The following is a 14,915-nucleotide window of genomic DNA, read 5'->3' as shown; positions in this document are numbered from 1 at the left end:
ATCAACGAGCCCTCACACCGAATTGCGTCGTCAGGGACAGCAGGAAGCGCGGGTCGGGCTTTTGCGCCATCAGCGCCGGCCGGTTCAGCGGCACCGCGACGGTCATGTCGAGCCGGCCGAGCGTGCCATAGGCAAGCCGCACGCCGCCACCGGCGGAGAACAGCTTTTGCGGATTCAGGCCGTTGAAGCTGCTGTCCTTGTTCCAGACCCATGCCGCATCGAAAAAGGCGAAGGGCTGGATGGCAAGCGCCTTGGTATTGGCGGGGACGAACGAGCCGTAGCGGGCCTCGGTCGTCACCGCGACGCCGCTGTCGCCGATCACCGTGCCGGGGTCGAAACCGCGTCCGACGGTGAAATTGCCGCCCGAAAATTCTTCATAGGCGACGAGCGGATCGCTCGCCCATTGCGCGCGCGGCGCCACCGACAGGGTGAATTTGGGCGTCGGTCGCCAGTCGGCCTGTGCGTTGGCGCGCAGCACGAAGGCATCGGGTTTCGCCTCGATCCGGGTAAGCGGAACCGCGCCGGGCAGGAAGCAGGCCGTGCCGCCGGGGCCGCAGTCCTTGCTGGCGCCCAGGAAATCGACGCCCTGGCGCGCTTCGAGCGAGGCGCCGAAGGCCCAGCGCGGCTCGGCCGGGGTGTAGCCGTGCCGGCCCGCGATCGATGCCGGATCGGTCCAGTTGCCATCTATGTGAAGGTTGAAGACGCGCACGCGATCGCGGTTGAGGGCGACGCCGCCGATGGCGATGTCCTGATCGATGATGTCGAGCCCGCCGCCGATCTGAATTCGCTTCGCCTGCGTCAGCACGAGCGGATAGCCGGCGAACAGGCTGATGATCTGCGTATGCGATTTCAGCGGCAGCGTCGCGACATCGGGGCGCGTCCAGGCATAGGTATAGCTGCCGCCAAGCCGCAGACCTTCGCCGCCGACACGCATTTCGTGCGACAGTTGCAGCACCTGCTGCTCTTCGAAATCGGCGGTCGAATACAGGCTGACGGTCGTCAGGTCGCCCAAGCCGGTCAGGCCGGCGGCGCGCGCGCGGACCATGCCGCCCCAGCGGCCGACGTCGTGCGACCCGAAATTCTGGATATTGGCGTCGAAAGCGAACGGCGTGCGCGTGACCGTGACCTCGCCGATCACTTCGCCGGGCGCATTGCCGGGACGCAAGGTCAGCCGGGCATCGAGGCCGGGGATGTCGCGCGCGAGCAGCAGATAGCGCTCGGCATCCTCGACGTTGAAGATCGGCGCATCGTCGAGATGCGCGAGATAGCGTTGCAGCAGCCGCTCGTTGCTGCCGGCATCGCCGCGCACTTCGACGCGCGCAAGGCGTGCCGAGAGAATGTCAAAGCGGACGATGCCGTCGCTGATTGTCTGAGGCGGGACGCGCACCGCGGCGAGATAGCCCTTGGCGCGCAGCAGCGTCGCGGCGCGGTCGCGGATGTCGCACACGACCGCGATCGGCAGATCCTGGCCGACCTTGTCCGACCAGGCGGGCGCCAGCATGGCGGTGTCGATCCCCGGCGCGGCGGAGAATTCGGCGCTGCGCAGCGTCACCCGGACATTGGCGAATTCGGGCGCGGCGAGCGGGCAGGGGGCGTGTTCGATGCTGTCGTCGGCCGACACGACGCGCTCGCCCGTCGGTGCAATCGGCGGCGGCGCGCTGCGGTCGATTTCCTCGCGCGTCGGGACTGGCGGCGCGCTTTGCGCCGATGCGGCGGCCGGCGCCATCAAGGCGGCAATCGCCACCGAACCGGCGAGCGCCGCACCGAAACCTGTCCTGTCGCCCTTGACCGTCATATTACCCCCAACCCCGAGCGCAGGCGTTTTCGAACGCGCTCCAGCGATCCTGCCGCCCCCACGGGCAGCTAGACCAATTTATCGACCCAAGGAAAGGACTTGCGGCTCTATCCGGCCGCATAGTCTGCAACAAATATCAGACCGGCGCGGCCCCTTCAATGCCCGCCAGCCGTGCGTTCAGCCGCCGCTCGCTTCGGCTTCCGCCATCGTGTCGACGAGCCGGTTGAGCTGCGGGGCGCAGCCCTTTGCCATCAGCGCATCGACCGACGCGTCGGGGGTCGCGGGCACCTCTCCCATCGGCTTGAAGCGGATCGTGACGGGGGCGCTGAGCCCACCGCCCGACAGGCGATAATCGACATCATATTTGACCGGCATCGCATCGGACGGCCATTTGCGGAAATTGGCGCCGACGACGAAAGCAACGGTCTGCGTCTTGCCGTCCTGTTCGATCTTCAGAAGCTCGTCGGTGTCCATATAGGGGCGCCACAGCATCAGCGTCGCGGGATCGGCGACGCAGAACGTGCCGGCTTCGCGATAGTCGATGAACCACAGGTTCGGCGCACGCAGTTCGGCGGGCTTGGGTTCGTCGGGACCGCGCGAAAACCCGCCGCGCGATCGCATCGACGGGCCGCTGGCGAGCATCCGCGTCACCGCGCTGCCCATCGTCTGGTTCGACTGGATCGGGCCGCTGGCGCCATAGGTGCCGGGCCCCGACAGGGTGCGCGTCTTGCCGCCCTGCATCAGCACGATCTTGTCGCCCGCCACCAGGGTCAGCTTGTCGCTGGCCTTCAGCTTTGCGCCGGTCGGATATTTGGACGCCGACGGACCGGTCGATCGCACGACCATCGATTGCGCTGCGGCGGTGCCGGCAACCGCGAAGGCAATGGCGGCTGCGGCGGTGGTCAGGCCCAGGCGGCGGGTCCGGAAGTCAGGAAAGGACATAGCTTTCTCCCTTGTCGGTATCGTTCAGGCGTTCGATCAGGAACATGATGGACAAATCCTTACCCCATTCGGCCGCCAATGCTGTGGCGCAGGTCACATAGGCCTTTTTATCGCCCGCCGCATGCGCGGCAACCAGCGCGGCGATCGCGGCGCGCTGATCGGGGCTGAGGTCGGCGCGCGGCGTGAAGACGTCGACCGGCTGCGCCCGCCCGCGCAGCGTCACCCGGCCCATCGGCACCAGATCGTTGCGCCCCGAACGCTCGGCGGCTTCGGCCGAGATGAGGACGCCGGTCTTCAGGCTCTTGTTCGCCGCCTCCAGCCGCGAGGCGGTGTTCATGCTGTCGCCGAGCGCGGTATATTGGATGCGGTCCTCGCCGCCGAAATTGCCGACGATTGCGTCGCCGACGTGCAGGCCGACGCGCGTCATGCCGATCGGCGGCACGCCCTCCGCCATATCGACACGAAAGGCTTCACCCGCCTGGTACATGGCGACCGCCGCCGCCGCGGCGCGCGCGCCATCGTCTGGGCGGCTGATCGGCGCGCCCCAGAAGGCGACGACCGCGTCGCCGACGAACTTGTCGATCGTCCCGCCATGTTCGAGGACGATGTCCGACAGGCGGTCGAGATATTCGTTGAGCAGCCGCGCCACCGTCTCCGGCGTCACCGCATGGCTGAGCTTGGTAAAGCCTTCGAGGTCGGTAAAGACGCAATAGATGTTGCGCCGTTCGCCGTGCAGCGAAAGCTGGTCGGGATCGCGCATGATCTGCGCGGCGACATCGACAGGCAGATATTTGCCGAGCGCCGACTGCGCGAAGGCGCGCTGACGCGAGCCGATGGTGCGCGCCGCGGTGCCGACCGCCGCATAGCCGAGCAGCCAGCCGACCGCCCAGCCGAAGGCCGGCAGCGTCGTCGTGTCGATGCCGTGGCGATGCAGCCAGAAAGGGAAGGCGACGAAGAAGGCAAGCTGCCCCAGAAAGGCGAGCGCGACCCAGCGCGCACGCATGTCGATCAGGCTGGTCAGTCCCCCGGCGACGACGACGAGGATGGCCAGCACCCACAGCGACGGCCCCGGCACCGGCGCTGGCCAGTCGCCGTCGAGTTGCTGCGCCAGCATATGCGCATGAACTTCGAGCCCGATCATCGTTTCGTGCAGCCCGGTGATCGGATCGACAAAGCGGCTCATTGGCGTGTTGAACTGGTCGTTGTCGATGATGTCGCCGCCGATCAGGACATAGCGTCCGCGCACCAGCTCGGCGAGGCCGGCGAGCATTTCATCGTCCATCGGCACCGCAAATGTGTCGATCGGGATGTTGGCGAAGACCGGCTCCTCCTGTCCGGCATTAGCGCGGGCGGGCAGGAGGAAGCGGATATTGCCCTGATAATCGGCGTGGGCGGCGTCGACCGGCGCCAGCGCATTCGCCATCAGCGGCGGCAGATTCTTCGGCCGGTCGGGCCAACGGCGGATCACGCCGTCGCCGTCGGTGCGGAACAGGACGCTCGTCGGCCGGGTCTTGTCGGTGCGCACGTCGGCGATGAAGGACTGAAGGAATCTCTGCTGTTCGTAGAAGATGGTGTTCGGATTGCTCGCCTGTTCGGCATAGGCGAGCCATGTCGGCGTCGTCATGGCGCGCAACTGCGTCTTGAGCAGATCGTCGTCGGGGCGCGGCGAATCGAAAGCGATATCGATGCCGATCGCTTTCGCGCCCATGCGGTCGATATTGGCGAGTGCGCGCGCAAGCAGCGTCCGGTCGAGCGGCGAGCGGATGCCGGTATTGAACAGCGTTTCGTCATTATAGGTAATCATGACGATGCGCTGATCCTGCGCGACGTGCGGCGCCATCAGCGTCGCGCGCGCATCGTAGAGCGCGCGTTCGGCATCGTTGACGAGCGGCATGTCCCAGCTGAAGCGCGCGAACAGCGTCGCGACGATCAGGAAGAGGATCGTCGCCGCCATTCGCGACGGGCCGAGCTGCATGACCAGCCGCCGGAGCCGCTTGCGCAGCGGGATCGCCGCCGGGCCGTTGGCGGCCGGCATTGCGTCGGGCGCGGCGTCCGGGGCGATGCTCGCGGTCATCGGGTCAGCGCGCCGCGCGTCGGGTCGAAACTCTGGTGGCGGGGGCGGTGGCCGTCGTCGTGGGGAGGCCGTGCAGCAGCGGCTGCGCACCATCGCCGATGATGGCGAACCCGGCCCAATAATAGGGATGCGAGGTTTGCTGGTCGTTCATCAGCTGGCTTTGCGTCGTCCACAGCGCATCGGCGACGCTTTCGCCCTGAGGGGCCGCGAACAGGCCGCCGATCAGCCGCTTGGTTGCGTCGAAATCGTCGGGCGCCGGCCAATGGCTTGCGATGACCGAACGCCCCCCGGCGCCGATGAACGATCGGACGAGACCGTCGAGCGCGCTGCCGCCGCCGCTGGCGACGCCGGCTTCGCGCGTTGCGGCGACCGAGGCGGCGCCCGCGGTATCGCAGGCCGACAGGATCACCAGGTCGGCATCGAGCTTTAGGTCGAAGATTTCCTGGAACGTGAGCAGGCCGTCCGAATCCTTGTCGCCGAACGAGGTGACGAGTGCGGGGCGCGCCGGGCAGGACGGCTTCGGTGCGGTGACGAGACCGTGGGTTGCAAAATGGATGATGCGATAGTCGCTAAGGTCGCCGCGTTCCTTAACCGCGGTATCGGTGAAGTCGCCGCCGGTGAGCAGGGTCGAGCTGTCGCGCCCGATGGTGCTGCTTGCGGTCACGAGTTCGGCGGCCGAGATCGGACGCGCCCATTGCGAGGCGCTCCACTGGCAGGTGCCGTCGACGCTGTCGCTCGCCGCGCCGCGGGTGCCGAGCGAGGGCAGGAAACCGCCGGCGAGCGGCAGATTTTCGCCAAGCCCGAAATATTGCCGCCGTGCGGTCGATGGCGGCGCCTGGCGCGCGTTGCGAAAAGCGAGCGCCGATACCGCGGTGCTCGGCCGGGTCGAGCGACCGAGCCAGGCGATGCCGCGCATGTCGAAGGGGTCGGCGGCGGGATCATTGACCCGCTGTTCATAGGCGGCGAGCCCGGTGTCGGAAGTGATGAGCAGGTTGACGGGAAGTTTCAGCATCGCGCCATCGGGTTCGAAGACAAGGTGCTTGATCGCCGGCAGGTGATCGGCGGCCGGGCCGAACAGCTGGACATAGAGTTTGCGCGCGGTGGCCGCGTCGAACGGATAAGTGACGCGGCGTCCGTTTTCGACCGTCGAAATCGTGGAGCGGATCGCATCAACGGCGTTTTCCAGGCCGTCGGCGTCGATGTCGGCGCGCCAGAGCTGCGCATTGCCCGGCTCGATCAGCATCGCATAGACGGCGTCGCCGACGACCAGCATCTTCAGATAGGCTTCGTCGGGGCGCAGTACCTGCTGCAATTCGCCGAGATCGAGCTTGCCCGACGATACGACGCGATATTGCGGGAACGCCGACAGTTTGGCGACGGTTTCGGCCTGCTGGAACGACAGATTGTCGATCTGTGTCTTCACATCGGCGAGCCGTGCGACGACCTCGCCGGTCGCGGGGAGCTGGATCAGGCGCGCTTCCTCGATCCGCGCGCGTTCGATGTCGCGATTGAGCGTCGTCGCCTGACGGAACAGCCGGGCGCCGTCGCCGTCGCCGCCCGACAGTTCGCGCGCCAGCACAGCCTGCGTATCGGCGACGCCGGGACGAACCTGGAGCTGGCTGGCGACGAAGAAATCGGCGACGGCGGCGGGATCGGTCGGCGCGCGTGCCGCAAGCAGGCGGTAATAGGGCGCCATGATATTCGCCATGCCGGTCGACGACCGCTGCGTGTCGGCGAGCGCCTTTACCACCGCGTGATAGAGGGCGAGCGCCTCGTTGTCGCGGCCCTGGCGGGTCAGGAAGGCGGCGTAGCGCGCGCGCGCCGAAGCGAGCGCATTGGTTTCGGGATATTCGATCGCGAGCGCATCGACCGATTCGCGGAAGCGCGCATCCGCCGCGCCCATGTCGCCCAGTGCCTCTTCGGTCAGTGCAAGCTCGCCGAGCATCTGCGAACGCAGCCGGACGATCGAAGTGACACGCCCCTGCCGCACGGCCAGCGCGTCAGTCAGACCCTTGAGCTGGAGCTGCTTGGCGGTTTTCGCATCGCCGCGGAGGCGATCGACGGTGCCGAGCAGATGCGTCGCCTGTGCGTCGATGATCTGCGCGCGCTCGAGCGGGCTCAGCCGCTCGCTGTCCGATGTCTGGCGGATGGCGCGGGCGTTGCTACCGCTGTTGACGCCGGCGGTGATCGCAGGGGTTAGCGTGACGCCGCCGTCGGCGGCTTCGATCGATGCGGTGGTCGGCGGCACCGGACGCTGCAGGATTTCGGCGGCGCGCGCATAGTCGCGCTGGTTGAGCGCATCGATCGCCTGAAAATTGCGCCGCAGCCGCAATTGCACCGGATCGCTCGTCGGGATCGCATCGACATTGGCGAACAGGCGCGCGGCTTCGGCAAATTCGCCGAGGTTCGATTTCTGGAGCGCGCGGTTAAGCGTGAATTCGCTCGGGTCGATGTCGCCGGTCGACGCATCGTTCCCGGTGCGGCGCGACAGCGCTTCGAAAAATTCGGCCGCTTCGGCATAGTCGCCGCTGTGGTTGCGGCGATAGCCTTCGGCGAGCGCCCGGTCGAGGTCGATCGTCCCGGCGAGCGTGCGCGCGAAGCCTTCGTCGCCGCCGCCAACCGATGTCGTTGCGACCTTGATGACGCCCGGTGCGACCTTGTGCTGGCGGATCGACTGGAGCGCGAGCGTCAGCGCGTCGCCATAAGCGGCAAAGCCTTCGGCGGTGTAGGCGGTCGCGCCGTCCATTTCGATGCGGCTTGCCCATTCGACGCTGCTGCCCTTGATCGTGCAGCGACCGTCGGCGCCGCAGACAATGTTGGGATCGCGCGCCGCCGCCAGCCGCTGCACCGCGTCGGCTTCGCTGGCACGCAGCGCGCGGATATAACCGACGGGCTGGCTCGCGTCGCGGCAGACGATCACCCAGGCGCGGTCGAACATGCCCTTGACGACGGCGTCGCGGACCGTTGCCTGCACTTCGCACAGCGAGCCGCCCTGGCTGCCGATCGAAAAGCTGTCGCGGAGCGTCGGGTCTTCGCCTTGCGCCCAGGCCGGGACAGGCGCCGATGCGGCGAGCAGCGCCAGCAAGGACAGGCGAAACGCAGGTCGTACGGTCATCACGATATTCCCCCAGGGTCACGGCATCGGGCACCTGGCCATCTGGTTGGCGGCAAGGCGCAGTCTGTTGCTGCGGTACGACCCATTCCCGTTGCGGCGGACCCTAAACCCCTTGTGGCGAAAAGGGAAGTGATCTGCCGCACAGGCGGCTTGCACGCCGGGGCGCGGCCACCTATCTGCCATCCCGACAGGGTCAATTTCCAAAAGAGGGTGAAATGAGCGGATTCGACGATCGTGAACGGGCTTTCGAGGCGAAGTTCGCCCGCGACCAGGAGGTGCAGTTCCGCATCACCGCACGCCGCAACCGCCTGCTCGGCGAATGGGCCGCCGAGCGCATGGGGCTGACGCCCGAGGAAACCGACGCCTATGCCAAGGCGGTCGTGCAGGCCGATTTCGAGGAGGCCGGCGACGAAGATGTGATCCGCAAGCTGGCTGGCGACCTGACCGCCGCCGCGGTCGAGATCAGCGACGCCGAAATCCGCTCGATGCTCAACGAAAAGACGGCCGAGGCGCGCCGCCAGTTCATCGACACGCAGAACTGATCGCGGAACCAGGCAGGACATCCGGCATGGGCATGCGCGAATCCGATTTGCGGGCGATGATCGAGGCGGCGCTTCCCGACGCGGAGGTGACGATCACCGATCTTGCCGGCGACAATGATCATTATGCGGCGCATATCGTCAGCGAATCCTTTCGCGGATTGAGCCGCGTCGCGCAGCACAAGGCGGTCTATGCCGCGCTCGGCGGGCGCATGGGCGGCGAACTTCACGCCTTGCAATTGACCACCGCCATCCCTTCATAGGGGTATGACCCCAATGCGGCGCGCCCGCGCCCGTGCCGGAGACCTGTTATGACCGAAGCCACTCACGACCGCATTGCCAAGCTGGTCGCCGACAATCCCGTCCTGCTCTTCATGAAGGGCACGCCGCTTTTCCCGCAGTGCGGCTTTTCGTCGCGCGCCATTGCGATGCTCGACCGGCTTGGCGTCGAATATGCCAGCGTCGATGTGCTGCAGGACATGGAAATCCGGCAGGGCATCAAGGAATTTTCGGACTGGCCGACGATCCCCCAGCTCTATGTGAAGGGCGAATTCGTCGGCGGCAGCGATATCATGATGGAAATGTGGGAAGCCGGTGAGCTGCATCAGCTCGTCAACGGTCTTCCCGCGCGCGCCGACTGACATGACGCAGGCCATCGGCTGACCGGCCGGGCCGGCGGTATAGACCGCGCGCCCGGCTCGACCTTGCCTATTGCCAGTCGAACGCAGCGGCGCTTCGCGAAAGGCGAAGCGGTCGAGATGACGCGCGACCGCGCCCTTCAGTGCCTCGAGCTGGCCTTCGGCGCTCGCATCGATGCGAACCGACAGCGCGGCTTCGCCGGCGTCGAAGGTCACCAGCCCGTCGCCGGGCCAGTCCGCTCCGCGCGCGTCGCGCGGAAAGGTGACGGTGCCGTGATCGGCGGTGAAGGCGACCGCCAGATTATGCTGCCAATGCTTGCAAAGCTGCTGCAGATATTTGCTCGCATGCGCCGTGGGGACCTGCGCGGTGGCGGTATGGGTCATCTGAGCCTCCATCAAAGCCGCTCGATCTTCTGTGCCGCTTCGTCGATCCGCGCCACAATCTCGTGGAGCGTGGCTTCGTCGAGCTCGCGGTCGCGCAGCCGGTTCATCAATACGGCACGCAAATTGCCCATCGCCCGGCGCACTGAAGCGCTGTCGGTGCGCTGCTGCTCATCGCCGACTTCCGCCAGCCGCGCCAGCAGTTCGTCGACGAGCGCGGCATTGGCGTCGAGTTCGGCCTGACCCTCCGGCGTGATCGCGAAGAGCTTCTTGGCGCCCTCGCTGTCGGCAGCGGCAATCTGGCCCATGTCGTCGAGCAAGGTGAGGGTAGGGTAGATCACGCCGGGGCTGGGCGCGTAGGCGCCGCCTGTCAGTTCCTCGATCCGCCGGATCAGGTCGTAGCCGTGGCGCGGTTCGTCGGCGATCAGCCGCAACAGGACGAGGCGCAGTTCGCCGCTGTCGAACATCCGGCGACGCCGGCCGCGGCCCTCGTCATCGTGGCCGTGACGGCCGCCAAAGCCGCGCCCGCGGCCGAAGCCGGGTCCGAATCCGCGCCCGCCGTGTCGCATGCCATGGCGCATGCCGCATCCGCGATCGCCTCTATGTCCATGAAAGTGCATGTCTTTATCCTTTAGACTGTTTTTAGATAGCTCTAAGATATATCTTAAATGAAATTGCGCAAGGGGATTTGCGCGATTTTGTGCGCGAACGCTCTGTGGCCGGAGCGGCTATTTTCCTTGACTCGCGGCGGCTCGCCGCTATTAGGCGCCCCCGTGTTGTCAGGGTTCCGATCCTGGCAATTCCGTCCGAGACAGTTGGTGCGGGGGATTTGCTCCGCTTAATTTCCAGCCTAGACGGGGAACAGTCTTTTTCGGTCGCCCGCCTGTATCCAGGCGCCCGCGGCTTGACCGACCCCATCGGACATCGCCACGCAACGGACAGACGGGATGCGTCCTTTCTGGCCTTTGCGTTCGTTAGCCGCCCGGCGGCGCGCCCTGTTGCGCGCATCCGGGCACAGAGTGGAGAAACAGGCATGGATCGTGCTCAAAAAGCCGATGCCGTATCCTCGCTGAACGCTACGCTGTCGAATGCGGCTTCGGTTGTGATCGTTCGCAACCTTGGTCTTACCGTCGCCCAGTCGACGGTGCTTCGCCAGCAGATGCGCGACGCGGGCGCGAGCTTCAAGGTCGCGAAGAACCGCCTGGCCAAGATCGCGCTCGAAGGCACGCCCTACACCGGCATCAGCGATTATCTGACCGGTCCCACGGCTATTGCCGCTTCCACCGATGCGGTGGCGGCTGCGAAGATCGCCGTGGAATTTGCCAAGACCAACGACAAGCTTGAAATCGTTGGCGGCGGCATGGGGGATGTTGTCCTCGACGTGGAAGGCGTGAAGGCGCTCGCTTCGCTGCCGTCGCTCGACGAGCTGCGCGGCACGCTTATCGGCCTGCTTCAGGCTCCGGCCACCAAGGTTGCCCAGATTGCGGCAGCCCCGGCTGGTCAGCTGGCGCGGGTCTTTGGTGCCTATGGCGCCAAGGAAGCGGCATAAACCCTACCTACCCTTACCAATTCACCGGGCTATCCCGGTTCTGATGGAGAATGAAAATGGCTGATCTTGCTAAGATCGTTGAAGACCTGTCGGCGCTGACCGTTCTGGAAGCTGCTGAACTTTCGAAGATGCTCGAAGAAAAGTGGGGCGTTTCGGCCGCCGCTGCTGTCGCTGTTGCCGCTCCGGCTGCTGGCGCTGGCGCTCCGGCTGCTGAAGAAAAGGACGAATTCGACGTCGTCCTGACCGGCGACGGTGGTCAGAAGATCAACGTCATCAAGGAAGTCCGCGCGATCACCGGCCTGGGCCTGGGCGAAGCCAAGGCGCTCGTCGAAGGCGCGCCGAAGGCCGTCAAGGAAGGTGTCAACAAGGCCGAAGCCGAAGACATCAAGAAGAAGCTGGAAGCTGCCGGCGCGACCGTCGAACTCAAGTAAGTTCGCTGTCGTTCGCAGCGGTTGCCGCCGGCTCCCGGCGGAACCATGGCGACAAGAAAAAGGGCGGTGCCTTGCGGCGCCGCCCTTTTTCCTTGCGCGACGAACGAACCGGACGCGCGCGGCTGGTCAGCCTCTGGCTCAGCCCTTGGCGAAACCGGGGCGCAGGCCCGGGCGCGCGGGGCGGGTGTCTGGACGATGCACGTCTTGCTGCGCCGGGGCCGGTTCGGGACGCTGGGCGATATCCCACGCGCTGGCGGGCTGACGGCGCATGTCCTTCTGTCCGGCAAGCAGCGCATCATAATCCATCCGTTCGCGGCGATCATAGAAGCGCGCACGCTTCAGCCGCTTCTTGAGCGTCAGGAACGGATTGTCTTCGCTCGGCCCGGCCATGGCCAGCGCCTCATGACGGCCCATGCTGCCGTGCGGCGCGGTGGCGAATGCGGGCGCCGAGCGCGGCTTGGCGGGCGGCACCGTAATGACGGGCGCGCGATAGGCTTCGGGCGCAGGGGCCGCGACCGGACCATCTTCGTAGCGCGTTTCCTCGGCGACACCATCGGTGCGACGGCGGCGCATCAAGGCGAAGGCTGCGCCGCCCGCGAGCAGCAGAGCGGCGGCGCCGCCAGCGATTTCCCAGGGGAAGGCGTCGCCGCCGGCATCGGCGCGCTGCGCGACCATAGGATCTGCGGGTTCGGCGACCGGCGTCGCAAGCGGCGGCGTCAGCGCGCTATCTTCGGCGAGCGTCGATGCGGTTGCGCTAGTCGGTGCGGCCGGTTCGGTTGCCGGGCTTGCCGGGGCGGCCGCGGGCTCGCGGGTCCGCTCGGCCGGCGCGGCTTTCGCCTGACGTTCGGCGCGCGGCGCGGGGAGCGCCTCGGCCTGCGGTTCCGCCACCTTCGGCGTTGCTTCGGTAGCGGGGGGCGCGACGTCGAGCGGCACGCGGATGACCGGCGCAGGTGCGGTCGTCGCAGGCTGCGTCGTCTGCGGAGCCGGTGCGGCGACCGGCGGGACCATCACAACCGGCGGCGCGACGGGTTCGGGCGCCATCGCGGGGGGCGTGGTTTCGGCCGGCGCGGTCTGCGCAAAGGCGGCCGGGGTGGACAGGACCAGGAACGCGGCCATCGCGCTCGTGGCAGGGCGGAGGAGGGGGAGCTTCTTCGTCATAGTGAAAGGAAAACGAACCGCGCGTGAAAAGCGCTGCCAAATGACAGCGCTTTTCACGACGAGCCGTGGCGGCCCGGCGATTGGACGAAGATTCGGCGCGTCGGCGAACCGAGTCGGGGTTGCGACCGGCCGCCGCGCCGTGGCTCAGTCAGCGATCCAATTGCCATGAAAGCCGGGCGGGATCCGGTGCGGCAGATGGATTACCGCTTGCGGCGCGCCGGTAAAATCGTCGGCGTTGAGGATGACGAGCTCGCTCGTCTCGTTGGTCATGTCGACCACCAGGCCGATCAGCCAGCCGTCATCTTCGGCCCCGGCGGCGCTGCGGGGGACGAAGACAAACTCGCCGGGATGGCGGCCGGGGCCGAAATCACGCGCCTCGGTCGCGCCCCTTTCCAGATCGTGGCGGAACAGCCGGGTATCGGCGATCGCCATTTCGACCGCGTCACCGCCCGGAATGGCGACGCTGTAGATATAGCGATAGGGGCGGGTGGTCAGGCGCTCGTCGTAGCGCGGAAATTCCTGCGGATGATCGTGTACAACTGCGCGCGTCGTGGTCCCCGCCACCGGGTCGATGGTCCAGCGTTCCATGCGCGACCGTTCGCTGTCGGGGCCGCGCTTCGAGCGCGCGAACATCGTGTCGTGCGCGACGACATCGACCACCACCTTGCCGTCGGTGGTTTCGAACGCATTGGCGGGGTGAAAGACATAGCAGGGATCGACCGGCACCCACACCACCTCGTCGCCACGGCCTTTCCTGGGGAGGAGGCCGACGCGCGCGGGATGGGCTTCGTTCCACGCATAGGGAAAGCGATAGCCGGCGAGCAGCGATTTCATCGAAAAGGTGACGGGCAGATCGAACACCAGCACGTAATGTTCGGTGATAGCGCAGTCGTGAATCGACGGACCGTCGCTCACTGCGACCGCTTCTTCACGGATCACCTGCGCCTTGTCGTCGAGCACGACGTGCCAGACCTTATTCATTTCGTCGCCGCGGTAGGTGATCGCATGCGTCTCGCCGGTGAGCGGGTCATGATGCGGGTGCGCCGTGTAAGGGCCAGCGAGGGTGCCGTCGAAGGGGTTGTGGGCGATCGTCATGAGTTGATCGTCGAGTTCGACGGGCTTGCCGCCCGCCTCGACGATCGCAAAGGTACGTCCCGCCAATCCGACGACATTGGTGTTGGGGGCATCGAAGCCGTCGGTGCGCGGGCCGGGGGGGATCGGCTCGCCGAGCTTTGCGCACGCCTCGGTCCCGCGCACCCAGCGGTTGCGATACCAGTGCGCCTTGCCGTCGCCGATGCGCAGCCCGTGGACCATGCCGGCGCCCGTGAACCAGTGGTAGCTCGCGGGATCGGGGGGGAGAGCCGGGTTGGGGCCATTGCGCAGATAGCGCCCCGAAAGCGCCGCGGGAATGTCCCCGTCGACGCGCAGGGCCTCGATCGTCAATTCCTCGGTCATCGGTTTGTGGATGCCGGTCAGATAGGGATGCGCTTCGGTGGGGCGGGGCAGGCGCTTGCGGTTGAAATCGGCGACCTTGCCGATGCCCTTGGTGACCGCGCCGCGGATCAGCGTTTCCATATTGCTCGCCATGCCCTTCTCCTTTCGCTTGCGCGACCGACTCGCGATGTTTACAGTGCAAACATGATCGACGAAGATAACAGTGTCAACATGGAAAATGTCGATGCGGTGGCGACGCCGCGTGGCAAGGGCTATCATCATGGCGACCTGCGCGCTGCGGTGATCGCCGCCGGGATGAAGCGGCTGACCGAGGGCGACGATGCGGAACTCGGCCTGCGCGCGCTGGCGCGCGACGTCGGCGTCAGCGCGACCGCGCTTTACCGGCATTTCCCCGACAAGGAGGCGCTGCTCGACGCGCTGGCCGACGAAGGATTGCGGCGGCTGGGGGCGTTGCAGGCGCAGGCGTGGCTCAAGGCGGGCGGCGGCAAGGCGGGCTTTCTTGCGATCGGTATCGCCTATGTCCGCTTTGCGCACGAAGACCCCGCTATCTTTCGGCTCAGCTTCACGCGCCAGATGCCCGAACGCTATCGCGAAGCGGGGACCGATGGCGGCGAAACCGCCTTCAACCTGCTGCGCGTCGGGGTGTCGCAGGCGCTGCCGCAGCTCGATGCGCCCGACGTCGCGGCGCTCCACGCTTGGTCATTGGTGCACGGGCTGGCAATGCTGATTCTCGACCGCCGGATCGAATGGGACGAAGCGCGGGTCGAACAGGTCGTCGCAATGACTTTCGGCGGGTTCGACTAACGCGATGATTTGCAGAGATTTCGCGCCCGTTCCC

General features: G+C 66.6%; 13 protein-coding genes and 1 pseudogene. 6 read left to right on the top strand and 8 right to left on the bottom strand.

What is annotated here, in order from left to right:
* Position 1 precedes the first annotated feature (1 nt).
* The 4 genes from ACT17R_RS12980 to ACT17R_RS12965 all read right to left on the bottom strand — a co-directional run bounded on the left by ACT17R_RS12980 (position 2) and on the right by ACT17R_RS12965 (position 7,926).
* Positions 2–1,795, bottom strand: coding sequence for a ShlB/FhaC/HecB family hemolysin secretion/activation protein (locus ACT17R_RS12980; RefSeq protein WP_444809573.1), 1,794 nt, complete (start codon positions 1,793–1,795; stop codon positions 2–4).
* Positions 1,796–1,972: 177 nt separating this feature from the next.
* The gene (locus tag ACT17R_RS12975; protein WP_444809572.1) at positions 1,973–2,737 is read right to left on the bottom strand and encodes a hypothetical protein; all 765 of its coding nucleotides are present in this window, start codon (positions 2,735–2,737) and stop codon (positions 1,973–1,975) included.
* The gene (locus ACT17R_RS12970; protein WP_444809571.1) at positions 2,724–4,811 is read right to left on the bottom strand and encodes a CHASE2 domain-containing protein; all 2,088 of its coding nucleotides are present in this window, start codon (positions 4,809–4,811) and stop codon (positions 2,724–2,726) included. Before ACT17R_RS12970 ends, ACT17R_RS12975 begins: the two co-directional genes overlap by 14 nt.
* Positions 4,812–4,815: 4 nt before the next feature.
* Entirely contained in the window at positions 4,816–7,926 is a 3,111-nt protein-coding gene (locus ACT17R_RS12965; RefSeq protein ID WP_444809570.1) for a CHAT domain-containing protein, read from the bottom strand.
* A gap of 215 nt (positions 7,927–8,141) precedes the next feature.
* On the opposite strand from ACT17R_RS12965, the gene ACT17R_RS12960 reads away from it, so the two are divergent.
* Genes ACT17R_RS12960 through grxD form a run of 3 tightly spaced genes read left to right on the top strand, consistent with a single transcriptional unit; the run spans position 8,142 to position 9,106 of the window.
* Positions 8,142–8,468, top strand: a complete 327-nt coding sequence (locus ACT17R_RS12960) for a DUF1476 domain-containing protein (protein ID WP_003039183.1) — start codon at positions 8,142–8,144, stop codon at positions 8,466–8,468.
* Positions 8,469–8,494: 26 nt separating this feature from the next.
* The gene (locus ACT17R_RS12955) at positions 8,495–8,728 is read left to right on the top strand and encodes a BolA/IbaG family iron-sulfur metabolism protein (protein ID WP_062769264.1); all 234 of its coding nucleotides are present in this window, start codon (positions 8,495–8,497) and stop codon (positions 8,726–8,728) included.
* A gap of 48 nt (positions 8,729–8,776) precedes the next feature.
* Positions 8,777–9,106 carry a Grx4 family monothiol glutaredoxin gene (grxD, locus tag ACT17R_RS12950; RefSeq protein ID WP_003039178.1) on the top strand — a complete coding sequence of 110 codons (330 nt, stop codon included), beginning with the start codon at positions 8,777–8,779 and terminating at the stop codon, positions 9,104–9,106.
* Between the two features lie 67 nt (positions 9,107–9,173).
* Here the strand turns inward: grxD and ACT17R_RS12945 are convergent.
* A pseudogene (locus tag ACT17R_RS12945) lies at positions 9,174–9,487 on the bottom strand (DUF2218 domain-containing protein).
* Between the two features lie 11 nt (positions 9,488–9,498).
* The gene (locus ACT17R_RS12940) at positions 9,499–10,065 is read right to left on the bottom strand and encodes a PadR family transcriptional regulator (protein WP_003039172.1); all 567 of its coding nucleotides are present in this window, start codon (positions 10,063–10,065) and stop codon (positions 9,499–9,501) included.
* Between the two features lie 452 nt (positions 10,066–10,517).
* On the opposite strand from ACT17R_RS12940, the gene rplJ reads away from it, so the two are divergent.
* Together rplJ and rplL are read left to right on the top strand one after the other, a co-directional pair.
* Positions 10,518–11,033 carry a 50S ribosomal protein L10 gene (gene rplJ, locus ACT17R_RS12935; protein WP_003039169.1) on the top strand — a complete coding sequence of 172 codons (516 nt, stop codon included), beginning with the start codon at positions 10,518–10,520 and terminating at the stop codon, positions 11,031–11,033.
* A 56-nt stretch (positions 11,034–11,089) separates the two neighbouring features.
* Positions 11,090–11,464 carry a 50S ribosomal protein L7/L12 gene (gene rplL, locus ACT17R_RS12930; protein WP_003039166.1) on the top strand — a complete coding sequence of 125 codons (375 nt, stop codon included), beginning with the start codon at positions 11,090–11,092 and terminating at the stop codon, positions 11,462–11,464.
* Positions 11,465–11,602: 138 nt separating this feature from the next.
* Here the strand turns inward: rplL and ACT17R_RS12925 are convergent, their stop codons facing one another.
* Together ACT17R_RS12925 and ACT17R_RS12920 are read right to left on the bottom strand one after the other, a co-directional pair.
* Positions 11,603–12,622, bottom strand: coding sequence for a hypothetical protein (locus ACT17R_RS12925; protein WP_444809569.1), 1,020 nt, complete (start codon positions 12,620–12,622; stop codon positions 11,603–11,605).
* 144 nt (positions 12,623–12,766) lie between these two features.
* Entirely contained in the window at positions 12,767–14,209 is a 1,443-nt protein-coding gene (locus ACT17R_RS12920; RefSeq protein ID WP_444809568.1) for an 8'-apo-carotenoid 13,14-cleaving dioxygenase, read from the bottom strand.
* Positions 14,210–14,260: 51 nt separating this feature from the next.
* On the opposite strand from ACT17R_RS12920, the gene ACT17R_RS12915 reads away from it, so the two are divergent.
* A complete protein-coding gene (locus ACT17R_RS12915) occupies positions 14,261–14,881 on the top strand; it encodes a TetR/AcrR family transcriptional regulator (RefSeq protein WP_003039152.1) in 621 nt (206 codons plus the stop codon).
* Positions 14,882–14,915: the final 34 nt, after the last annotated feature.

It is taken from the genome of Sphingopyxis sp. Q841, assembly GCF_052384365.1.
Lineage (GTDB): Bacteria > Pseudomonadota > Alphaproteobacteria > Sphingomonadales > Sphingomonadaceae > Sphingopyxis > Sphingopyxis terrae_A.
Note: the sequence above shows the minus strand (reverse complement) of the source record. Positions and strands in the feature narration are given on the sequence as shown.